This is a genomic window from Natronomonas sp., from assembly GCF_046710025.1.
GTDB lineage: Archaea > Halobacteriota > Halobacteria > Halobacteriales > Haloarculaceae > Natronomonas.
In genome coordinates, this window is the sequence record NZ_JBKEGK010000001.1 from 29984 (window position 1) to 50010 (window position 20027).

At 59.3% G+C, this 20027-nt stretch carries 18 protein-coding genes; 6 read left to right on the top strand and 12 right to left on the bottom strand.

Annotated elements, in window-relative coordinates; translation table 11 throughout:
* Positions 1–101: 101 nt before the first annotated feature.
* Both ACI944_RS00130 and ACI944_RS00135 read left to right on the top strand, forming a co-directional pair.
* On the top strand, positions 102–971 hold the full coding sequence (locus ACI944_RS00130; protein ID WP_411717028.1) for an esterase/lipase family protein: 870 nt from the start codon (positions 102–104) through the stop codon (positions 969–971).
* Between the two features lie 176 nt (positions 972–1147).
* Positions 1148–2551: a dihydrolipoyl dehydrogenase family protein gene (locus ACI944_RS00135; protein ID WP_411717029.1), complete on the top strand. Its 1404-nt coding sequence runs from the start codon at positions 1148–1150 to the stop codon at positions 2549–2551.
* Positions 2552–2730: 179 nt separating this feature from the next.
* On the opposite strand, the gene ACI944_RS00140 is transcribed toward ACI944_RS00135, so the two are convergent.
* The 9 genes from ACI944_RS00140 to ACI944_RS00180 all read right to left on the bottom strand — a co-directional run bounded on the left by ACI944_RS00140 (position 2731) and on the right by ACI944_RS00180 (position 11332).
* Positions 2731–3384, bottom strand: a complete 654-nt coding sequence (locus ACI944_RS00140; RefSeq protein ID WP_411717030.1) for a cysteine hydrolase family protein — start codon at positions 3382–3384, stop codon at positions 2731–2733.
* Positions 3385–3565: 181 nt separating this feature from the next.
* A complete protein-coding gene (locus ACI944_RS00145; protein ID WP_411717031.1) occupies positions 3566–4066 on the bottom strand; it encodes a GNAT family N-acetyltransferase in 501 nt (166 codons plus the stop codon).
* Positions 4067–4091: 25 nt separating this feature from the next.
* Positions 4092–4757 (bottom strand): MBL fold metallo-hydrolase, encoded by a 666-nt coding sequence (locus tag ACI944_RS00150; RefSeq protein ID WP_411717032.1) that lies wholly within the window; start codon positions 4755–4757, stop codon positions 4092–4094.
* A 64-nt stretch (positions 4758–4821) separates the two neighbouring features.
* Complete coding sequence (locus ACI944_RS00155) at positions 4822–5799, bottom strand: agmatinase family protein (RefSeq protein ID WP_411717033.1); 978 nt, start codon at positions 5797–5799, stop codon at positions 4822–4824.
* 40 nt (positions 5800–5839) lie between these two features.
* Positions 5840–6646, bottom strand: a complete 807-nt coding sequence (locus tag ACI944_RS00160) for an ABC transporter permease (RefSeq protein WP_411717034.1) — start codon at positions 6644–6646, stop codon at positions 5840–5842.
* On the bottom strand, positions 6643–7542 hold the full coding sequence (locus ACI944_RS00165; protein ID WP_411717035.1) for an ABC transporter permease: 900 nt from the start codon (positions 7540–7542) through the stop codon (positions 6643–6645). Before ACI944_RS00165 ends, ACI944_RS00160 begins: the two co-directional genes overlap by 4 nt.
* On the bottom strand, positions 7539–8624 hold the full coding sequence (locus ACI944_RS00170; protein ID WP_411717036.1) for an ABC transporter ATP-binding protein: 1086 nt from the start codon (positions 8622–8624) through the stop codon (positions 7539–7541). Before ACI944_RS00170 ends, ACI944_RS00165 begins: the two co-directional genes overlap by 4 nt.
* Position 8625: 1 nt before the next feature.
* A complete protein-coding gene (locus ACI944_RS00175; RefSeq protein ID WP_411717037.1) occupies positions 8626–9807 on the bottom strand; it encodes an ABC transporter substrate-binding protein in 1182 nt (393 codons plus the stop codon).
* Positions 9808–10126: 319 nt separating this feature from the next.
* A complete protein-coding gene (locus tag ACI944_RS00180; protein WP_411717038.1) occupies positions 10127–11332 on the bottom strand; it encodes a cytochrome P450 in 1206 nt (401 codons plus the stop codon).
* Positions 11333–11715: 383 nt separating this feature from the next.
* Here ACI944_RS00180 and ACI944_RS00185 point away from each other — a divergent pair, with 383 nt between their 5' ends.
* Positions 11716–12024: a putative quinol monooxygenase gene (locus ACI944_RS00185; RefSeq protein WP_411717039.1), complete on the top strand. Its 309-nt coding sequence runs from the start codon at positions 11716–11718 to the stop codon at positions 12022–12024.
* Positions 12025–12232: 208 nt separating this feature from the next.
* On the opposite strand, the gene ribB is transcribed toward ACI944_RS00185, so the two are convergent.
* The 3 genes from ribB to twy1 all read right to left on the bottom strand — a co-directional run bounded on the left by ribB (position 12233) and on the right by twy1 (position 14744).
* A complete protein-coding gene (gene ribB, locus ACI944_RS00190; protein ID WP_411717040.1) occupies positions 12233–12958 on the bottom strand; it encodes a 3,4-dihydroxy-2-butanone-4-phosphate synthase in 726 nt (241 codons plus the stop codon).
* Positions 12942–13643 (bottom strand): DUF120 domain-containing protein, encoded by a 702-nt coding sequence (locus tag ACI944_RS00195; RefSeq protein WP_411717041.1) that lies wholly within the window; start codon positions 13641–13643, stop codon positions 12942–12944. Before ACI944_RS00195 ends, ribB begins: the two co-directional genes overlap by 17 nt.
* Positions 13644–13781: 138 nt before the next feature.
* Positions 13782–14744 (bottom strand): 4-demethylwyosine synthase TYW1, encoded by a 963-nt coding sequence (gene twy1 / locus ACI944_RS00200; RefSeq protein WP_411717042.1) that lies wholly within the window; start codon positions 14742–14744, stop codon positions 13782–13784.
* A gap of 127 nt (positions 14745–14871) precedes the next feature.
* On the opposite strand from twy1, the gene argS reads away from it, so the two are divergent.
* From argS to ACI944_RS00215, 3 genes are all read left to right on the top strand, one after another.
* Positions 14872–16614 (top strand): arginine--tRNA ligase, encoded by a 1743-nt coding sequence (gene argS, locus ACI944_RS00205; RefSeq protein WP_411717043.1) that lies wholly within the window; start codon positions 14872–14874, stop codon positions 16612–16614.
* Positions 16615–16912: 298 nt separating this feature from the next.
* Positions 16913–18778 (top strand): DMT family transporter, encoded by a 1866-nt coding sequence (locus tag ACI944_RS00210; RefSeq protein WP_411717044.1) that lies wholly within the window; start codon positions 16913–16915, stop codon positions 18776–18778.
* A 220-nt stretch (positions 18779–18998) separates the two neighbouring features.
* Positions 18999–19922, top strand: coding sequence for an ABC transporter substrate-binding protein (locus tag ACI944_RS00215; protein ID WP_411717045.1), 924 nt, complete (start codon positions 18999–19001; stop codon positions 19920–19922).
* Positions 19923–20027: the final 105 nt, after the last annotated feature.

Genomic DNA, 20027 nt, shown 5'->3' on the forward strand with positions numbered 1-20027 from the left:
TCGAGTCTAACTATACACTGGTAGCTTCGAGCGGTAGATGTGGGAACTTCGTTCCGGAAAAAACAGGTTTTAAGTACCACGCAGTATTTCAATGCGATATTGTGTCAGTTGGTACACCAACACAAGGGCTGTCGGTTCCGTGGGGTATCCTGCGGAGCGTTCGGAAACTCCGGAACGCACAGAGCCGTGACGGCTGTGCGATCGGGTGCGATCACGCCCGAACCGACGATAGCCGGCTCCCGTGGTCGAGCGACGGGGCCTACGGCGGTTGGGGCGGCGGGGCGTACCACGGCACTGACGCCGACAGCGACCGCCGGCCCGTTGTCTTCGTCCACGGCAACCAACGCGACGCCTGCGATTGGGCCCCCCACGCCTCATTTTTTCTCCAGCGGGGCTACACCGGTGACGACCTCTGGGCGATCACCTTCCGGGAGGGAACCTCGACCCACGAGTCGATGGCCGAACAGCTCGACGACTTCGTCCGGAATGTAACATCCCACACCCAAACCGACGCCGTCGACATCGTCGGCCACAGCCTCGGTGTCACCGGTCTCCGGTACTGGCTAGCGAGTCGTGGACGCTTCGGGTGGATCGACACCTTCGTCGGCCTCGCCGGTGCGAACCACGGGACCGTCCTGAGCACGTGGTGTGCCGAGACGGGGTTTCAGGGCGGTGCCTACGGCAGCAGCGAGTTCTTGCGCTCGGACTACAACGAGATCCCGGGCCACCCGCTCGCGAGTCTCAATGCCGACGAGACGCCCGGTGATATCGACTACTACACGCTTCGGGGCACCGACGACACCCTCTTTTGGCGCTGTCCGGATAGCCCCGTCCTCGAAGGGGCGACGAACGTCGAACTCGAGACCGATCACGACGGCGTCCGCCGCGACCAGCGGGCGATCGAGCACGTGTTCAAATGGGTCTCCGGAACCCACCCATACAACATCCAACATCAGGTTGCGGTGCCGTAGTCGGCGCCCGGTTCCACCCCTTCGCGGTCCGTCCCCCATCGCCGCGAGCGCCTGTACCGAGCAGTATCTCCCGCCCCATCTCAATCGGTGCTATATCCGAGAGGATGTGGATACACTTCTGTCGGGCCTGTCCCCGTCCGCAGGACGGATACGTGTTCCACCCCACCAACTAGTGCATGTCTGTGCACGTCGCAGTTGTCGGTGCGTACGGGAGTGCAGGCGTTGCTGCCGCCGAGCAGCTCGCGGACACCCCGAAAATCGAGTTGACGCTGATCGACGATGGCGACCCGGGTGGCGGGCTCTGTATTCTCCGCGGGTGTATGCCCTCAAAAGAGGTCCTGTCAGCCGCCGAACACCGCTTTGCGGCGCGTCACGACGACCGACTCAACGGATCGCTCCCGGATATCGATCTTGAGGCCGTCATTAGAACGAAAGACGAACACACGTCGAACTTCGCCGCCCACCGTCGCACCGCGGTTGAGCGACTTGAGCAGCGCGACGGCGTCACGCTACTCAACGACACTGCACGGTTCGTCGATGATCGGCGACTCGCCGTCGGCGATCGGATACTCGACCCGGACTACGTCGTGATTGCAACCGGGTCGACGGCCAATATCCCGTCGTTGCCGGGCATCGGCGGTACCGAGGTGCTGACGAGCGCGGATGTCCTGGACACGACCGCGTTCGGTAAAACGGGGGTCGTGATGGGGTTCGGGTACGTCGGCATGGAGCTGGTGCCGTATCTCAGCGAGGCTGCGGGAATGGATCTCACGGTAATCGAACATGACGCACGCCCACTTGATGAGGCGGATGCCGCCTTTGGCGATGCACTACTGGAGTACTATCGTGACGCCTTCGATATCGACGTTCTTGCGCACGCCGAGGAGCAACGCATTGAGACGACGGAGGCGGGCGGGGTCAGGCTTCACGTCGACCACGACGGCGTTAAAAAGACAATCGAGGCCGACCAAGCGTTCGCATTCACCGGCCGTCGTCCGAACATCGATAGTCTGGGGCTGGAGGCAACGAGCCTCGATCCGGGCCGCGGGTGGGTCGACGACTCGATGCGTGCTCGCAACGACGACCGCGTCTTTGTTGTCGGCGATGCCAACGGAAAAGAGCCGATTCTCCACGTCGCGAAAGAACAGGGTGCTACGGCAGCCGAAAACATCCGCCGGCACCGCAACGGCGACTCGCCCGCCCAGTACAGGAATATCCATCACCACGTCGTCTTCTCAGGGCTGGGCGTGTTGCCGTTCGCCCGGGTGGGGCACTCAGCGGCGTCAGCCGACGCGGCGGGCCTCAGTCACCACGTCATTACGCGAGAGGCCGCGAGCGATGGCGTCTTCACGGCCAAAAACGTCCCCGAAGGGCTCGCGCGGCTCGTTGTCGGCGTCAACGGAACGATTCTTGGCTATCAGGGTCTCCACTATCACGCCGACGCGATGGCCAAGACGATGCAGTTGGCCGTCGAAGGGGAGATGCAGGTCAGCGACGTCCCCGACCGGGCGTACCACCCGACGACGCCCGAGATTCTCGACGGGCTCTTCCGCGACGCGGCGGCAGAACTCGCAACGTAGCGTTCTATCGTCATCCCGTGACACGCTCCACGAGTATTAAATAGGCTATTTGATACATCTCTTTCGTCCCATGTTTATATCGGGCTGGAGGACTCGTTTTAAATTTCCTTTGACCATATATACGATAGAGTACACTAAACGTTACAATTCGATGTCGAGGGTGCCGAACTTCTGTCAGACTACACCGGGCCGGTTTTGGGTGTGATCTGTCCGCTCTCTTTGACTCTTTTGACGAGCTGATTTCCATCGTACTCCTCGAGACGAGCGGTAATATCAGTTATATCCTGTACGCCTCGGGGCTGGAGATACCGCATACACTTGAGCCCGGTCTCGTGGAGATCCTGTGACGGCGCGGCTGTCGCCTGTTCAGCAACCCTGAATGCGTAGTCATGCTCGTGGGCCCCGTGGGCCGTATAATGCACGCATATATTCGTCATAAATCCAACTAGAATCACGGTATCGATGTCGTACGTCCGAAGGATGTGCTCGATATCCGTGCGGTGGAAGAAATTGTATCTACGCTTGACGATCACGTACTCCGCGGGTTCCATGTCATCCTCGTCTATCGAAAGGATCGGATCGAACTGCTCGGCACGCGTTCCGACGATTCCGTGTTCCGGCTCACACGATTCGATCTCTGCGCCGTAATCAGCAAAGTCGGGTCGGTGTAGCTCTTTGCCCCAAATGATCGGGATATCAGCGCTTCGAGCGTGCTCGACGACGGTGTTGATGTTTTCCATCACGGCATCTCTACCCCCAGGAATCGATGCCGCACCCGAACTCATCGCTTCCTCACTTTCAGAGGTGGTTTGTTGCGGATCAATAACTATCAACGCCGGATTGTCACCGATCGGATCGTCAGTTGTGGGTATCATTTTACAATAGACTGTTATTTTGAACGGTATTAAGTATACTTGTGTTGTCTATACATACTGTAGGCCACAGTATCAATCAGTTTTTTCGATAACTACGTGTCACTCCTGATCGAACACGGGTGGCGGGGGAACTGGACGCCTACTCGTGAGACGGCCCCCATTCAGACCACGGGATGTCGCGGCCGGGGTATGCCGTCTTCATAAATGGCCAGTCGTCTGAAATCCACTTCCGGAGGCGGCTCTCGATAGCACCGGCGAGCCCCATCTCCACGGCGGCCTCGGCTGTCCAAAAATAGATTGCCACCTCGTACTCATCCCTCCGCGTGGGCTGCACGTAGAGGCATCCCAACTCCACGCTCTCACCGGGATCGCAAACCGAATAGGTAAACGAATCACGGCGCTGGTGTTCTTTTTGATGCCAGGCGACGTCGATCCGGTTCTGTTCGAGTGTGAGATCCGATGACGGCCACCGATGGTCCGGGCCGAACGTTCCTCGGATCCGCTCACGACTCGCCATCACTGCCGCACAGTCCATCTCCGCATCTGTAATTCGCAGCGGTCGAATAACGAAGCGTTCAGTTTCGACCTGTTCTGGAACGGGCGTATCGTTTGCGATGAGGTTTGGTGTCTCGAATGGCATATGACGTGGTCTCCGGTACGTCCGCTTAGAGTCTGTCGTCCCAACTGCCCTTATTCGGGAAGTCGAGGAACCTATCCAGCTTTGTCCGCGCATCGTCGAACACCGAAGAGCCGTGAAAGACGAGGCCAACATCGAACGCGTACTCCTGTAGCCGCTCAAGATAGTACTCCGCGCGCACCAAGTCGTCGGAGTAGATGCCCTCTACTGGTATAAAATACCCTTCCGGAAGCCCCCGCCAGTCCGAACCGATTACCGCATCGCCCATGACGGCCACCGGTTCGTCGGCAGCGACGAGCGCGTAATTGTCCTCGCAGTGGCCGGGGATATGGACCGCGGTGAACGGTCCGACGGACGCCTCGTGTGAGAAACGCTCGTCCGGCCGATGTTCCGTTTGGAGCTCCGACTGCTCGGGGACACATGTTTCTACGTCGTACTCTTCGACGACCGCGTCGAATCCGCCGACGTGATCGTGATGAGCGTGTGTCAGTATCACCCGTTCGGGCGTGGTTTCGATCGACCGTAGCCGACTCAGTAGCGCTTCGGTCGCTTCGCTGGGCCCAGTGTCGACCAGCGTTGGGACCTCCCAGTCAAACAGAAACGAACGATAACGCGCCGGTTCGTTCGTCAGTGTCAGGTCGAACACGCCGTCCACGACCTCTGTGATCTGGTCCGTGGTGTCCGGGATTGTCATCTGTGTATCCGGTCGTTCTCCGGGTGTGTGTGCAGGCTTGACGGCAAAACAAGTACTTCGCTCATCAACAAAACTTGGCCTCGAAGAACCTGGTTACGGCATTGGCTCCCAACATAGCTGTTGTATCGCTAGCATCGTCTACTGGCGGTGAAACCTCGACTAAATCCATCGCCGCAACGTCATCGCACGCCCCGAGTAGATCCATCGCTCGTAAGAACTGGACACTTGTCAGCCCCCCTGGCTCGGGCGTCCCGGTTCCTGGCGCATACGCCGGGTCAAGGGCATCGATGTCGACAGTCAAATATACCGCCTCGGTATCCTGACTCGCGTGATCGATAGCCTCCGCAATCACCGCATCGATACCGTCCTTGCGAACGTCTCGGGCGTACTTGACGAGCAGCCCCTCCGAATCAACGCGGTCTCTGAACCCCTCTCGCTCGTACCCACGGATCCCGATCATAGCGTGATTCCGATAGCTCCCGGCGGGCAGGTCGTTGATGCGAGCCATCGGCGAGCCGTGCCAGTGATCGCCATACAGCTCGTTGCCATCGATCGTGTCGCTGTGCGCATCCAGGTGGATGAGTCCGACGTCACCGTCAACCGTCTCAGCGAACCCATCGAACGCTGGATACGTCAGGTAATGATCGCCACCGAGCATGATCGGGAAAGCCGTCTCAGCGATCGTCTCGGCGTATCGCTTGACCTGTTTTCTGGTCCGTTCGACGTCGTTGGGGACGGTCGGTGCATCTCCACAATCGCACAGCGTTACCGCCTCGTGGGCGACGTGCCGATCCGTGTCGGCGTTGTAGGCCCCGTCAGCGCCTCCGGCGAAATGGTCATACCAAGCACTCGCCTGTCGGAGCTCCTGCGGCCCGTACCGTGTTCCCGGTCGCCGAGAGACGGCCCCGTCAAACGGAGCGCCGAATACGGCCACATCGGTGTCAGCGGTGAGCTCCGATGGGTCCGCTGCAGGAGCTTTGAGAAATGTTCCAGTGTTTGCAAACGATAACTCCGGGACGTCGTTTTGATTCGTGTCTGTCATGGGTGCTTCCGTCTCGTATTCAATTGGGCTGATATCCGACTCATTCCCATAGGCCTCCGGCGAGGTAGTCTGCGATCGTCAGGCCGACGAAGGTGACTATAATAAACAGCAGACTGATCACTGCGATCACCGGCGAGTAGCTATATCTGAGACTCGTGAAGATCTGTATCGGCACTGTCTGTATGCTGAACCCCGACAGTAGCCAAGCGATAATGTATTCGTTCAGGGACAAGATGAACGCGAACAGGAACCCGGCGATGACGTTCGCCCTAACGAGCGGGAACGTGATCGTTCGAACCGTACGTAGCTGTGAGGCCCCCAAATTCCGGGCGGCTTCCTCGTAGCTTTGATCTAAGTCCGCCAGCCCCTGACTGATCAGAATAAACGGGAACGGCGTCAAAAAGATCGAGTGAGCGATGATCAGATTCCATATGTTCCCGGAGATGCCGATGGCGATAAAGAAGGTCATAAACATCACTCCGACGATCACCGGTGGGAGCATGATCGGAACTGTTGCAGCAGCGGCCAGGGCTCGGCCGAACCTGTAATCGTGACGGTCAAGACTGTACGCCGCGGTTCCTCCGACAGTAGTTGCGATGAGGGCTGCCGGAATGGCAACGACAACACTGTTTCGAATGGCATCTAGCCAACTGGTGAGCTCCCCGAACCACCGCAGCGAAACCCCCTCCGGCGGAAACACGAGGAATTCGCCGCTTGTGAAAGCCATCGCACAAATAACCACCAGCGGCATGAGCACGAACAGCAGGACGACCCATGCGAACACGCGCATGATGCCTGCCGTGAGTCGGTCCCTAACGTTTGGGTCAACGCCGTCAGCGATACTCATATCGATGCCCTCCGCTCTCCACCGAGCAGATACCAACCGACTGCGAGGATGGCGCCGACAACGAGTAACAACACGATACTGATCGTGGCTCCGTAGGGTATGTTCCCTTCAACCCCGACTTGATTGCCGATCAACACTGCGAGGGTCCATTGCGGTGGGTTACCGAGGATCCGTGGAAGGACGTACACGCCCAACGAAAGCACGAAAACCAACATCGATCCACTGACGATCCCGCCCTTTGTCAGCGGGAGTGTAACGTTCCGGAAGGTTGTAAGCGGCCTTGCGCCGAGGCTCCGCGAAGCCTCCTGAAGACTATCATCAACCTCACGGATGCTTGTATAGAGCGTCAGTACCATGAACGGCAAAAACACGTAGACCATGCCCACGACCAACGCCATGTAACTCGGGACAAGCGCGACAGGTTCCTCAAGAATGCCGAGCGATGATGCGACTGTCGGAACGATGCTATCACTCGATAGGAGGACCTGCCACGCAAACGCCCGGATGATGAAGGTCAAAAACAGCGATGAGATTATTATCGAGAGGTACACTCGGCGCCACAGCTCGCTATCCAAACTAGCAATGTAGTATGCGAGGGGGTAGCCGATCACCAAACAGGAGGCGGTTGTCAACCCCGCAACTCGGAGGGTGTATATCATCCGCCCTTGGAACAAGTCACTCCCGAAAAACCGCACATAGTTCTCAAAGGTGAACGCCGGTTGAAAGAAGCCCCCCTCGATATTTTCGAACGTACTTACCACTACCAACAGCAGCAGAGGAAGCACAAAGAACAGCGCTAACACGGCCGCTGGATACGAGACGATCAGGTACTTCGTCCGCGGCCAGATATCGTTCTCGATGATACTCTCACCGAGCGTTGGTTCTTCGGTACTCATTGAGCTAACAACAGACAATCGGTGGCTGACAGCCGGAGTTGAATATCGTCGTCCTCTCCGGCATTTGTCTCATCGACTCGCTCGACGGCGATCACAGAGTCGCCGGTACCCGTATTCACGTGGTATTCGATCTGATCGCCGGTGTATCGTTTGACAGCGACTGTTCCGTCGAACACCGTGCTCCCGTCTCCAGAGCCATCTGCAGCCGTCTTTCGGGTATCCACTGACAGGTGTTCCGGGCGAAACACGGCGGACACTGAGTCCCCGAGCGCAACGTCTTCGGTGTCTCCGGATTTCATCACAGCCTGGCCGCAGTCGACGGTCGCGAGACCGTCTTCGATAGCCGAGACGGTCCCGGAAAAAATGTTGGCAGTTCCAACGAAGTTGGCCACGAAAGGGGTAGCCGGATTCGAGTACACGTCTTCCGGAGCTCCGATTTGCTCGAAATCCCCGTCGTTCATTACGACGATTCGGTCAGACATCGTCAGCGCCTCCTTTTGATTGTGTGTGACAAGTATCGTCGTAATATCCAGTTTTCGCTGAATGCGCCGCAACTCGACCTGCATGGTCTCGCGAAGTTTCTTGTCCAGACTCGCAAGCGGCTCGTCGAGCAACAACACGTCCGGCTCTGGGGCTACAGCGCGGGCAAGTGCGATTCGTTGTTGTTGTCCTCCGGAGAGTTGGTCGGGCATGCGGTCTCTCGTCTTCGGCAGCTCAACCAACTCAAGCATCTCATTAACCCGGTCGTCGATACGGTCGCTGTCGTAGCCACGAACTTGCAGTCCGTAGCCGATGTTTTGGGCTACAGTTTTATGCGGAAAGAGGGCAAAGTCCTGAAACACCATCCCGATGTCACGCTTGTCGGGTGGGACGGTGTTCACACGGTTGTTATTTATACCGACGAACCCCTCTGTGGGCTGCTCGAATCCAGCAATAGTGCGCAGTGTCGTCGTTTTGCCACAACCGCTCGGTCCAACAAGCGTAACGAACTCGCCATCATCGACGACAAGCGACACGCCGCTGACCGCTTCAACGTCTCCGGGGTATCGTTTCGTGATACCTTCAAGAACAACACGTGACATGCTATTGTCCTTGGACGATGAGTTCGTTCCACAGTTGATTGACTAACTGCTCCTGTTCGACGTACAACTCGAAGCTTGGAATGATAGCCTCCTCGATACCCGGACCAGCGGCGCGAGCGTACTCCTCATCGTTGAGAGAACTGTGTTGCTCTTCGATCGCTGGGAAGGTGAACAACTCCCTTGTGATCCGATCTTGCGTCTCGGGACGCGAGGCGTACTCGATCAGCTGCTTTGCTGCTTCCGTGTTTTCGGTCGTGCGGGGCGATACCCACCGGCCGGACCCGAGTACGGAACCCTCATCAGGAAACGTGCTCTGAACGGGAGCGTCCTGTGAGACCCGAAGCACACGTGTAATATCGTGGTACAGCATACCGGCCGGAATCTCACCACTGGCGAGACGTGACTGAAAATTCGCTTCGTTCGTGTACCACAGCGCCGACTGGGGAACGATACCGCTTAGCTCCTCGAACACTTCCCTGATCCCGTCCTCGGTGTCGAGTAGGTCCTGCCCGCTCAGTCGAACTTCCGCGGTGATATCCGGCAGAAACCCGGTAACTGCCGGCGACATCATCGCGAGTTGCTCTTCGTACTGTGAATCCCACAGCGAATTCCATGACGTTAACGGTCCGCCAAACTCTTCGGTGTTGTGAACGAGATTAATAAACCATCCCATCGACCCGACGCCGATGAGATCCCCGTCGTCGTGGGTCATCAGGTCATCTTCGATGAACTGCGTATTCTCGAACTCGTCTGAAGCCCAGCGGTGCCACAGATCAGAATTAATACCGCGCAGAACCCCAGGAACCGTCATTATCAGTAGGTCGACCGGCGCATTGCCGTTGCGGACGGCACCCTCAAGATTGGGGATGACCTCCGCAGCCCCTCCCTGTGCCTCAGACTGTACCGTAATCTCAGTTTCTTCCTCAAACGGTGCAAAGAGAGTCTCGTCGAGAATATCTTTGAACGCGCCACCAAACACCGATACCGTCAGAGAGCCCGGCCCACTGTCGCCGCCGGCCCCGGAACACCCCGCCAATGCAGCCGTTCCGATTCCAGCGGCTGTCGTTGCGAGTATTTGCCGCCTTGATCGCCACGAGTCCGTTTCGCCCACCGTGTCCTCGCGTATCGACTCGGTTGAATCCTGATGTCTGTCTTTTTCGCTACCCTGTTTCATTTCATTCATACGTATCGTATGTTCCAATTTTACTTGAGGTATTAAGGTCTTTTCCTGATATAGGTATAAGAAACAGATTAGTGCGTTCAGACATGGGTTGTTACTGTCTACCAGTACTGTATCAGTCTCCCCGGCACTGATTATACTGTATAAATTTTTTAAACATTGTCCTCATGCAGAGGACATATCGACACCGGTCACTTTTATGAAACTACTACTGTACGATCGTGCGAGTATAGTACATATGCAGAGAGCCGGCATCAACGCGTGTAGAGAGCCGGTATCAACGGGCTAGGACGGGCTGCCGGCCGCGTGCTCTATCGATGGGTTACTCTATTGATACTTCTGCCTGGATCGGCATTCGATCGAACCCGAGTTTTGAGGCCTTCGGCTTCGGAACAAGTGCATCCTGTTCGAGACTGAGGTCTCGAATAGTATCAAAGAACGTCCGCAGTATTATCGGCGCCTCCATCCGGGCTATCGGTGCACCGATACAGCTGTGTGCCCCACTGCCGAAAGCTAAGTGTTTGGGGTCTCTGTGCGGACAGAACGCGTCCGGTTCGTCGAAACGGGCCGGATCACGGTTTGCGGCTCCGATCCATAGGATCACGGTTTCGTCCGCCGGAATAGTCGTTCCATCCAACGTAACTGCTTCAGTTGTCTTCCGTGCTCGGGCTTGGAGCGGGCTCCTATACCGGAGTACCTCTTCGACTAAAATCTCGAAATCGTACTCGTCGACGTTTCCAACGAGGTCGTGTTCGTCTAATATATAGATCGCGTTGCCCAGTAATTCCGACATCGTTCCTTGGCCGGCAAGCGCGAAGTCGAAACAATTCGATCCGATCTCCTCGTTGGTAAGATCCGTCTCCTGGGCTAACTCGGAGATGAGATCGTTTTGCGGGCTTGAACTGCGTTCGTCAACCAGCGTCTCAAAGTACTCGGCAGCCGCAGTCATATGCTTTCCTTTGACGCTTCCCTCCGCGCTATCTTCGCTCGTCATGACAGACCGAAACGTCTCCAACCACTCCAGAAGCTGTTGATGATCTTCCTGTGGAATGCCGACGATACTCATGATAACACGGAGCGGAACCGGAACGGCAAACTCGTCCACGAAGTCGAATTCACCGCCGTCGTCTAGCGCAGTATCTAGTTGTGCCTCGGTAATAGAGACGATAGATTCCTCAATTCCTTTCAACATTCTCGGGCTGAAGTATCTGAACAGCTCTCCTTTCACCCCCTTGTGCTCCGATCCATCGGACCAAACCATCGCGGTATCGAAGTACGATAATGCGTTGTTCGTCCGATCACCCGCCAACGGCGGTCTGATGAGCTGTTCGCTGTTCTGTAAGCCCTCTTTTACCTGTTTGTAACTGAATACATCGTACACACCGCGATGGTCGTCGTACTGTACTGACGACGCACGGCGGTTTTTGTGATACCACGCGAACGGGTCATGTAAGGCTTCAATAGAGCGTAATCCTCTCGGCAGCGAATCATCAATATTTGCGTCGAAAGCTTTCGAACCAGACCCCATATTCAAACAGGACTTATCCTAATTATTTAAGAGTTTTCGAGATATATGCATATATTATTAAAATAGTCTGTATAACACGGCTTGTTCAGCACTATCCCACCGGTTAGTGATTGTTGGTACATGTACGTACTGTTTAAACAACTGAGTTGATGATGCGTACTTGATCACGTTTGTTTCGGAGACTAAGCTAATATCCGTATTAGCTAAGAGATTTCTATAGTGAACGCAGATTTAATATACGAAGCATTTGATTATAAGCGAGTGAAAGCAAAAATCACAAATATACTGTCCGAAACTCGCACGACCCTACCCGGGCCTGACGGATGTCACAGCCATCTTAGCGTAGTTGATCTGTTGTGTGAGCTTCGAGTCGCAGCACAATCATGATCGTGATCCATTCGGAGGTTCCCATACGATCAGATTCGAAGCCAAAGGCCAGCGATATACTTGAACGGATGGCGGTCGAATCTAGAAAAGAGCCCGGCGTTATCGATTACAGAGTAACATTCGACATCGAGAGGCCGACAGTAGCCCGGATAATTGAGCAGTACAAAGATTGGTCGGCCGTCGAGTCACACGAGTCAAGTAGCCATCTTGAGCGGTTTCAAGAATCTATTGAGCCACACATGCGCTCTGAACCACACCTATTCCAATATGAGGTAACGAACAAGATCGAAGCGGAGGGGCCATAACTCGCGATGGGGTGTCCAACAGCCACATCCTTGGCTGGGAATTTAAACCGCTGACCACCAGCGTCCACGTTGCCCGATGCAACACAGACGGGGGTATACGCTCGTCTCTCTATCACGAAAAGAACGAGTTGACGATCGCTGATTCGACACCCGTGGCAACGACCACGGCGCTCTCGTATTTATTAGGAGTAATCGCCCCGGGCCCGACTCACTCGAACCGGGCGATCAGTTCGCTCCCCTCGACGTAGGGGAAGTCGTTGCGGTCGGCGTACGCCCGGGCGGCGGCGGGCGAGAGCGCGCCCCCCGTCTCGTCGTCGAGCATCTCGCAGACGACGACGGCGGGTTCGATACCGGCCGCCTCGGCGAGGGCCAACCCGAGTTCGGTGTGGCCCTCCCGGTCGGCGAGGCCACCCGGTGCGGCCCGAAGCAGGTGAACGTGCCCGGGGGCGCGGAACGACTCGGCGAAGCGCTCGGCGTCGGTGGCGATAGCGCCGGCCGCGCCGTCGCCCGCAACCCGCTGTTCTCTGTCGATCTGCCCCGCGGCGGCCCCGAGTTCGGAGATGGTGAGTGCACGGTCTTTGTCGGTGATCCCGGTGAACGTCCCGCGGTGGTTCACCGTAATCGAGAACGACGACCGCTCGTCGTAGCCCAACTCGTGGTCCGCACCGGCGGGGTGGTCTACGAGTTCTTGGGCGAACGGCAACTCCCAGGTCGCACAGACCGACTCGGGGAGCGCAACACAGACCAATCCGCCGGCGTCAGTCCGGAGGCGGGCGACATCGTCAGGGGTGACCGCCGCGGCCGGGTATATGAGGTCGACCTCGCCCTCGCGGTCGGTCGCATCGTGAATCAAAACGGGCTGTTTGGCCGAAAACGCCGACACGGCGGCGTCGACGCCGTGATCGGCGGCCGCGGTCTCACTGCTCCGAGACATGGACCTCGAGTGTGTCGTCGTCGTCAATCGGAAGCGTTTCGCGGAGCTTCTCCGGGGCGATCACTTCGAGTTGGTCGGCGTCGTGGTGGGTGCGCTCGGGGGCGATGACGTGGGCTTCTTCGTAACGCTCGCTGCCGGCCGTCTCGACCGTTGCGGGCCAACAGAACGCGGGGCCGTAGGTGCGTTCGTCGTCGGCCCATCCGTCGATATCGACCGGGTCGAGGGCGTCCATCCGGGCGCGCATCCGGGCGCTGTCGTCGCTCAATTCGACGTTCAGCGTCCCGGGGAACGGCTCGTAGCCGAGGCGCTCGCGGAACTGCCGCATATACCCGGGTAGGGAGATGTAGTGTCGCCCCTCGCCCATGCCGCTCGTGACGGTCCCCCGGAGCGTCACGTTGGCGTCGCCCTCGAAGAGCCGCCGGTAGTCGGCGTACTCGCGCTGGAGGGCGCGCTCGCCCTCATCGGTGATCGAGACGACCTGCCCGTCGCCGGTCACCTCGCGGGTCAGATACTCGGCATCCTCCAGGCGCTGGAGCCGTCGGGAGGCGGTCTGGTTCGACGCGTCGAGCCGGGCGGCCAACTCCGAGCAGGTGACCGTCGTCCGGCCCCCGAGGGCGCCCTCGAGGGCGACGAGTTTCAACGTCGCCAACTCGTCGTGGCCGACGTGCTCGGTCGTCTGTGACATACCCGAACGTACGGCCCCCGCGTTCTTAACCGTAACGAAACTGGAATGCGTAACAAAAATGAGAAGGTACGGCGAGGCTGCTCAATCTGGCTAGGTGAGCAACAGTCTAAACGGTGTCGGAGGCGGCCACTCGCGGCATCAAGACTCTGCGTAAGGATCCTCCTGCCAGAAGTCGCTGCCGCCTTTTAATTCCGGCACCATCGTGTCCGGATCCCGCGCCAGCAGGGCGACCCGGGACGCCTCGACGTCACGGACGACCGGGTGGGTTGGCAGATACTCTTGGACTGACTCGGCGAACGCGAGCACCTCGGCGTGGTCGGGCATCACATCGCGGTCCAATCGGTCACGCGAGTTGCCGACGTGCATGTACGCCTTCAATTCGACGAAGTCGGCGTCGGCGCGGTCGTACATCGCCGCGTACCACTCGGGGTGATGTGTGTTGTCTCCCGACAGTAACGTCGTCCGCAGTACCGTGCGCGTCTCGTCCTTGGCAGCGAGCACATCGAGCGTCTCAATGAGCCGGTCCCAGGCGTCGTCTTCGACCGCTTTCACGACCTCGTCGAAGGTCTTCCGGTCGGCGGCGTCGACGCTTACGTACAACTGCGTCGGATCACACCGCTCGATGACCTCCGGACGGGTCCCGTTCGAGACGAGAAACGTCGTGATCCCTCGGTCGTGAAACGCCTCCAGAAGCTCCGGCAGGTGAGGGTACAGCGTCGGCTCGCCGTCGAGAGAGATGGCGACGTGACGGGGCTCCATCGCCTCCTCGAAGGCCGTCTCGGGGACCGCGTCGTTACCGCCAAAGCCGCTGAGGAGTTTTCGCTGGAGTTTGATCGAGGCGTCGGCGACGGCGTCAGGGTCGTCCCACTCCACGTCGCCGAGTTCGTAGGCGTGGCCGGCGTGGTCGCGCCAGCAGAACACGCAGCGCTCGTTGCACTTGACGACGGGCGTCATCTGGATGCAGCGGTGCGATTGAATGCCGTAAAAGTGATTTTTGTAACAGCGGCCCTCGCCGCGGAGGGCGTTGGCCGTCCACCCGCAGGTCTGGGCGGCGGTGTGGTTCTCGCTGTGGTAGTCGGGATCGTCGACCTGCTTGGGCATACGATCCCCTTGACGCACAGCGGCCTAAAGCCCATGGTCCGTCGCGCTGGGTGATCGACGTTTCGATCCGGGCGACGACGGGGCGCTCTTCGAAAGCCCCTTTATTCGGTGGCGGGCAAAGAGAGGTATGTTCATCGCTCTGCGCGAGGAGGTCGAAGCGGCCCTCGCGGACGCGCTCGCCGACTGCGGCTACCCGGCCGACGACCTCGGTATCGAGGAGCCACCCGAGGAGCGCGACGCCGTCTTCGCCTCCAGCGTCGCCTTCCGACTCGCCTCGGCGGCCGGCGCCCCGCCGCCGGAGGTCGCCGCCGAACTGCACGCGGCGCTTGACCCTGACGGGTACGACTACGTGGGCGGAGTCGACGCCGAGGGACCGTACCTCAATTTCCTCCCGAGCGAGGCGTACTTCCAAGGGACGCTGGAGGCCGGCCAAGACGAAGCGTACGGTTCCCTGCCCGTCCGTGACACCTCCGTCGTCGTCGAACACACCTCCGCGAACCCGACCGGCCCCGTCCACGTCGGGCGGGCGCGCAACCCGATCGTCGGCGACGCCGTTGCGAACCTGCTTTCGTACGCCGGGTACGACGTGGATCGACACTACTACGTCAACGACGCCGGCCGGCAGATGGCCGTCTTCACGTGGGCCTACGAGACGTTCGAGGAGTCCGAGCTACCGGAGCCCGCCCGCGACCGCGCCGAGTACCGGATGGTCCGGTACTACCGCAAGGGCAACGACTTTTTAGAGAACGCTGATCCCGATGCGGTCGAGGCCGCCGAGGCCGAGATCGAAGCCATCATGCAGGGCCTCGAGGCCGGCGACGAGGCGACCTACGAGCGCGTCACCGAGGTCGTCGACACCGTGTTGGACGGGATGCGGCGGTGTCTGGGACGGCTCCCCGCCGGGTTCGACGAGTTCGTCAAGGAGACGCGGTTCATGCGGGACGGCTCGACCGACGATGTCATCACCCGTCTCAAGGAGCACGACCGGGCGGTCTACGAGGACGACGCCTGGCAACTCGAGTTCGCGGATATCGACAAGAACCTCGTCTTCCTCCGCTCGGACGGCACCTCGCTGTACACCACGCGGGATCTGGCCCACCACGAGTGGAAGTTAGACACCTACGACCGCGCAGTAACGGTACTCGGCGAGGATCACAAGTTGCAGGCCCGCCAACTGCGGGCGGCCCTAGAGGATCTCGGCAACGACACCGACCCCCTTGATACGGTGATCTACTCGTACGTCAACCTTCCCGAGGGCAAGATGTCGACGCGGGCCGGCACCGGCGTCCAGCTCGACGACCTGCTCGACGAGGCGATCGATCGCGCCCGCGAGGAGGTCGAAGAGCGGCTCGACGACCGGCTTCGCGACGACGACCTCGACGAATCTGATGTCGAGCGGATCGCCGAGCAGGTCGGTATCGGCGCTGTCCGCTACGATATCGTCTCCAAACAGCCCGCGAAGGCGATCACCTTCGAGTGGGAGCGCGCGCTTGACTTCGAGGCGCAGTCAGCCCCGTACGTCCAGTACGTCCACGCGCGCTGTCGCGGCATCGAGGCCGAGGCCGAGGGGATCGAGCCCGAACTCGACATCTCGGCGCTGTCGAGCGACGCCGAGCGCGAGTTGCTCTCGACCATCGCGCGCTTCCCCGGCGTCGTCGAGAGCGCCGCCGAGGCCCACGAACCACACCGGATCGCGACCTACACCCGCGAGGTCGCCGACCGATTCAACGGCTTCTACCGGGAGTGTCCGGTCGTCACGGCCGACGAGGAGACGACCCGTGCGGCGCGGCTCGCACTCGTCGTCGCCGCCCGCCACACGGTCGCCAACGCCCTCGACATCCTCGGGGTCGACGCACCCGATTCGATGTGACGGCAAGGGCGGTCGATACGCCGGAGCGACTGACGGTGGCAGGTGTGATCCCTTCGATGGCATCTACAGAGAAAACAAGGCGAGTGCCTCGGGGCTTGACCCCGAGGCGGTTCACGGGCTCCAACGACTTGCGCAGCCAGGTGCCATGATGCACTATTTGCACCGAACGGGCTCAAAGCAACCGATACGTTCTGGTTGTGGCAAGTTTTTATTCATTTGCCCAATATAAGATATACAAAGAGACGGCAGTGGGGATAGCGGATGACGCCGGCTTGAGTCCATGTGTCGTCGATTCAATATGACCGCTCGGCAGAACACGTACTACTGGTCGGTGATGTTGGCACTCATGACGGTGTTCCTCTGGAGCCTCTCAGCCCCAGGTGCTAAATTCGTCAATCAGGAAGCGAACTACCTCGCATTGCCGCTGGTACGTTTCGGTTGCGGAGCAGTCGTGTTCGGCGCGTGGTTATGGTACGATCGGGACAGCTGCCGGACTCACTTCGCGGACCTCGCAAGCGGTGACGACGGATCGATCTATCGCTTTGGTGCGATAGTGTTCCTGTTCGGTGTGTTTCTCCTGATATACGACGTCACGTTCCTGTTTTCGATTCAGAACGGCCCGAGTATTCCCGCGAACGTGATTAACTATCTGTGGCCGTTATTATTTCCCGCCCTCGGCGGACTCGTGTTCCGCCGTTCTGACTCGAAGTTCGGCTGGTTCGAGTTGGGCGTCCTGTCGGTCGCGTTCTGTGGCGCCGCGCTGATCGCAGGGGGAACTCCGAGCACGGCTTTTGCGGACGCGCGGATCACGTATCTGCTGGCGTTCGTCGCCGCCCTCTCAGCGGGCGTGTACATGAACTTGCTCTCTATGGCACAGGACTTCATCGACTCGACGCCACTCATTTTTTTTATAGCTGTCTTGGTCGCACTCGTAGTAGAGTCAATAGCGATACTGGCAACGGGAGCACCCGTGCGGTTCGACCGCTCTTCGCTCCCGCTCGTCTTTCTCTATGGGTTCGGGACGTTCGGTCTCGGACACTTCACGTGGAGCCAAGCGATCAACCTCGGGGAAGACGTCTTGATTTCCTCGTTGGCGTACCTGACACCCATCCTGAGCACTATTTTTTTACACGTGTTCGTCGATGCACCGTTCACCGAAACCGTCGCGTTCGGCGCCGTTCTCATCATCGTCGCACAGGTTCTGCTCAATGATACGTTCCGTCACCTGACATCACTCGGTGGAGCACTTATAACGATTTTTCTCAGCACGCTCTTTTTGTACGTCGATCCATCGAGACTCGGGAACGAGTTCCTGTCCGCATCGATCACGAACCTCATCGGGACAATCTTCGCTATCCTCACCGGATTCATGCTGAACAGGGTCTGGAGGACCAACCGCAAGGAGAACGAAAAGCTCAATCAGATCAACGCCACGATCAGGCGGCTAATCGAACGTGTTGAGGAGGGAGACCTCACCAAAGACGAAATTGAACGCGCGTACGGAGCGGTCGACGGGTTGATGATTGCGATCATCGACCTGAACTATGCACGGGGATCGGAGGCGATCGGGCCGTTGACACGGGAGGTAAATGAGGAACTGTCGAAGACAAGAGAAACCGTTACCACCCTCACCGCAACCGCCGATGTCGACCCCGAGACCGAACTGCGCGACGTGGAGTCCGATGTGAGAGAATGGCTTATGCTGAGTCAGGAACGCGTCAAACGCGGAGAAATGGTGATTCTCGCCCTGCTCGGGGTGGTGACAGTCGTGACGTTGTTATTGAACGCTGGCGATTCGTTCTTCGGGCACCTCGTCGTCATCGGGCTGAGCGGCGGCATCGTCTTCACGTTGCTCAAAATCCGTGACTACAATCACAACCGCGCCGGCCAACCAACAAGACTTCTGTTCGAACAGCAAATTGTCACCGAGATACAGCGTTCGCTGTACTTTCCGCGAGAGGAATTCACGTACGCGCCCGAAGTCGCCGAGTTCATTGGGTCCGACGAGACAGTTCGAGTCGGAGACGCCGACGGTACGGTAGGCGAGGAGTTGCGAACAGTCTCGGAGGTCGGGGTCCGTCACACGGTCCGGTACGGCGTCCTCTCGTTCGTCCTCGCTGCTATCGGGATAGTTGTTGTCCTCCTCTATCTGCAAACAGTCTGAGACTGTTCGGCCGGATCCGCACGTTCGTTCTCGCTTTCGTTTTCGCCGGCCTCCGTGTGCTCCGTCTGCGAGACGGTCGGGGCCCCCAGAGTGTACGCTCGGTGGAGACACACCGCGGCGTGCCCACGTGCATAGACGTACGGATACCACCACTCGGATCCGCGCCAGCAGATTCATTCCTCCGGAGACCGAACTAACAGTTGGAGGATTATATACAGCTGTGCCCCCCCACGTCGTCTCACTGTTGCCGTCCGCAACCGAGATCGTGGCCGCCCTCGGCGTCCAGCCCGTGGCGACCTCTCACGAATGTGACTACCCGCCGGTGGTCGCGGACACCCCCTCGGTCGTCGACTCGCGCATCGACGCCGAGGCGTCCAGCGCCGAGATCGACAGCCAGGTCCGCGCGTCGGCCGACGAGGGCGGTGTCTACCGAATCGACCGCGAGACGCTCGCGGCCGCCGATCCGGACGTCGTCATCTCACAGGGCATCTGTGACGTGTGCGCCGTCGACACCGTCGTCGTCGAGTCGGCGATCGAGGAGATCGGACTCGACTGCGAACTCCTGACGACCGATCCCCACACCGTCGAGGACGTCTTCTCGGACGTTGAGGCCATCGGCGAGGCGCTCGATCGCGAGGCGCAGGCGACACAGCTTCTCGCGGACCTTCGGGAACGCGTCGACCGGGTCGCAACGGCGGCCGCGGAGCGCCCGGAGCGCCCGACGGTCGCTGTCCTCGATTGGCTCGAGCCGCCGATGGTCGCCGGCCACTGGGTGCCCGAATTGGTCGAACTCGCCGGCGGTGAGTGCGGCCTCGCCGACCCCGGCGAGGCCTCGGCACCGCAGGGGTGGAACGAGATCCGTGAGTACGATCCCGAGGTCGTAGTCGCCGCACCCTGCGGGTTCGGGCTCGAACAGACCGCCGAGAACCAAGACGGCCTGCTCGACCGCGAGGGCTGGTCGGATCTCCGGGCTGTTCGGGCGGGTCGCGTCCATGCTATCGACGGCAACCATCTCATGAATCGCCCCGGGCCGCGACTCGTCGAGAGCCTGGAGACGCTCGCGGCGCTTTTGCATCCGGAGGCGTTCGATGTGCCGGAGTCGTGGATGGCCCAGCCGTTCGACGCACGCGGACGGGGCGTCTGAGAGATGGCGATCGAACTCTCGGAATCGCACCGCGACGCGATCGTCGATCACGCCCGCGAGGGCGCCCCGGAGGAGGTCGTCGGTGTCCTCGCCGGGACGCATGGC

Bases quoted from the DNA above. Each gene is read 5' to 3' on its own strand.
- ACI944_RS00135 (WP_411717029.1), top strand. From the start codon at position 1,148: ATGTCTGTGCACGTCGCAGTTGTCGGTGCGTACGGGAGTGCAGGCGTT.
- ACI944_RS00145 (WP_411717031.1), bottom strand. From the start codon at position 4,066: ATGCCATTCGAGACACCAAACCTCATCGCAAACGATACGCCCGTTCCA.
- ACI944_RS00150 (WP_411717032.1), bottom strand. From the start codon at position 4,757: ATGACAATCCCGGACACCACGGACCAGATCACAGAGGTCGTGGACGGC.
- ACI944_RS00155 (WP_411717033.1), bottom strand. From the start codon at position 5,799: ATGACAGACACGAATCAAAACGACGTCCCGGAGTTATCGTTTGCAAAC.
- ACI944_RS00160 (WP_411717034.1), bottom strand. From the start codon at position 6,646: ATGAGTATCGCTGACGGCGTTGACCCAAACGTTAGGGACCGACTCACG.
- ACI944_RS00165 (WP_411717035.1), bottom strand. From the start codon at position 7,542: ATGAGTACCGAAGAACCAACGCTCGGTGAGAGTATCATCGAGAACGAT.
- ACI944_RS00170 (WP_411717036.1), bottom strand. From the start codon at position 8,624: ATGTCACGTGTTGTTCTTGAAGGTATCACGAAACGATACCCCGGAGAC.
- ACI944_RS00175 (WP_411717037.1), bottom strand. From the start codon at position 9,807: ATGAATGAAATGAAACAGGGTAGCGAAAAAGACAGACATCAGGATTCA.
- ACI944_RS00180 (WP_411717038.1), bottom strand. From the start codon at position 11,332: ATGGGGTCTGGTTCGAAAGCTTTCGACGCAAATATTGATGATTCGCTG.
- ACI944_RS00185 (WP_411717039.1), top strand. From the start codon at position 11,716: ATGATCGTGATCCATTCGGAGGTTCCCATACGATCAGATTCGAAGCCA.
- ribB (WP_411717040.1), bottom strand. From the start codon at position 12,958: ATGTCTCGGAGCAGTGAGACCGCGGCCGCCGATCACGGCGTCGACGCC.
- ACI944_RS00195 (WP_411717041.1), bottom strand. From the start codon at position 13,643: ATGTCACAGACGACCGAGCACGTCGGCCACGACGAGTTGGCGACGTTG.
- twy1 (WP_411717042.1), bottom strand. From the start codon at position 14,744: ATGCCCAAGCAGGTCGACGATCCCGACTACCACAGCGAGAACCACACC.
- argS (WP_411717043.1), top strand. From the start codon at position 14,872: ATGTTCATCGCTCTGCGCGAGGAGGTCGAAGCGGCCCTCGCGGACGCG.
- ACI944_RS00210 (WP_411717044.1), top strand. From the start codon at position 16,913: ATGACCGCTCGGCAGAACACGTACTACTGGTCGGTGATGTTGGCACTC.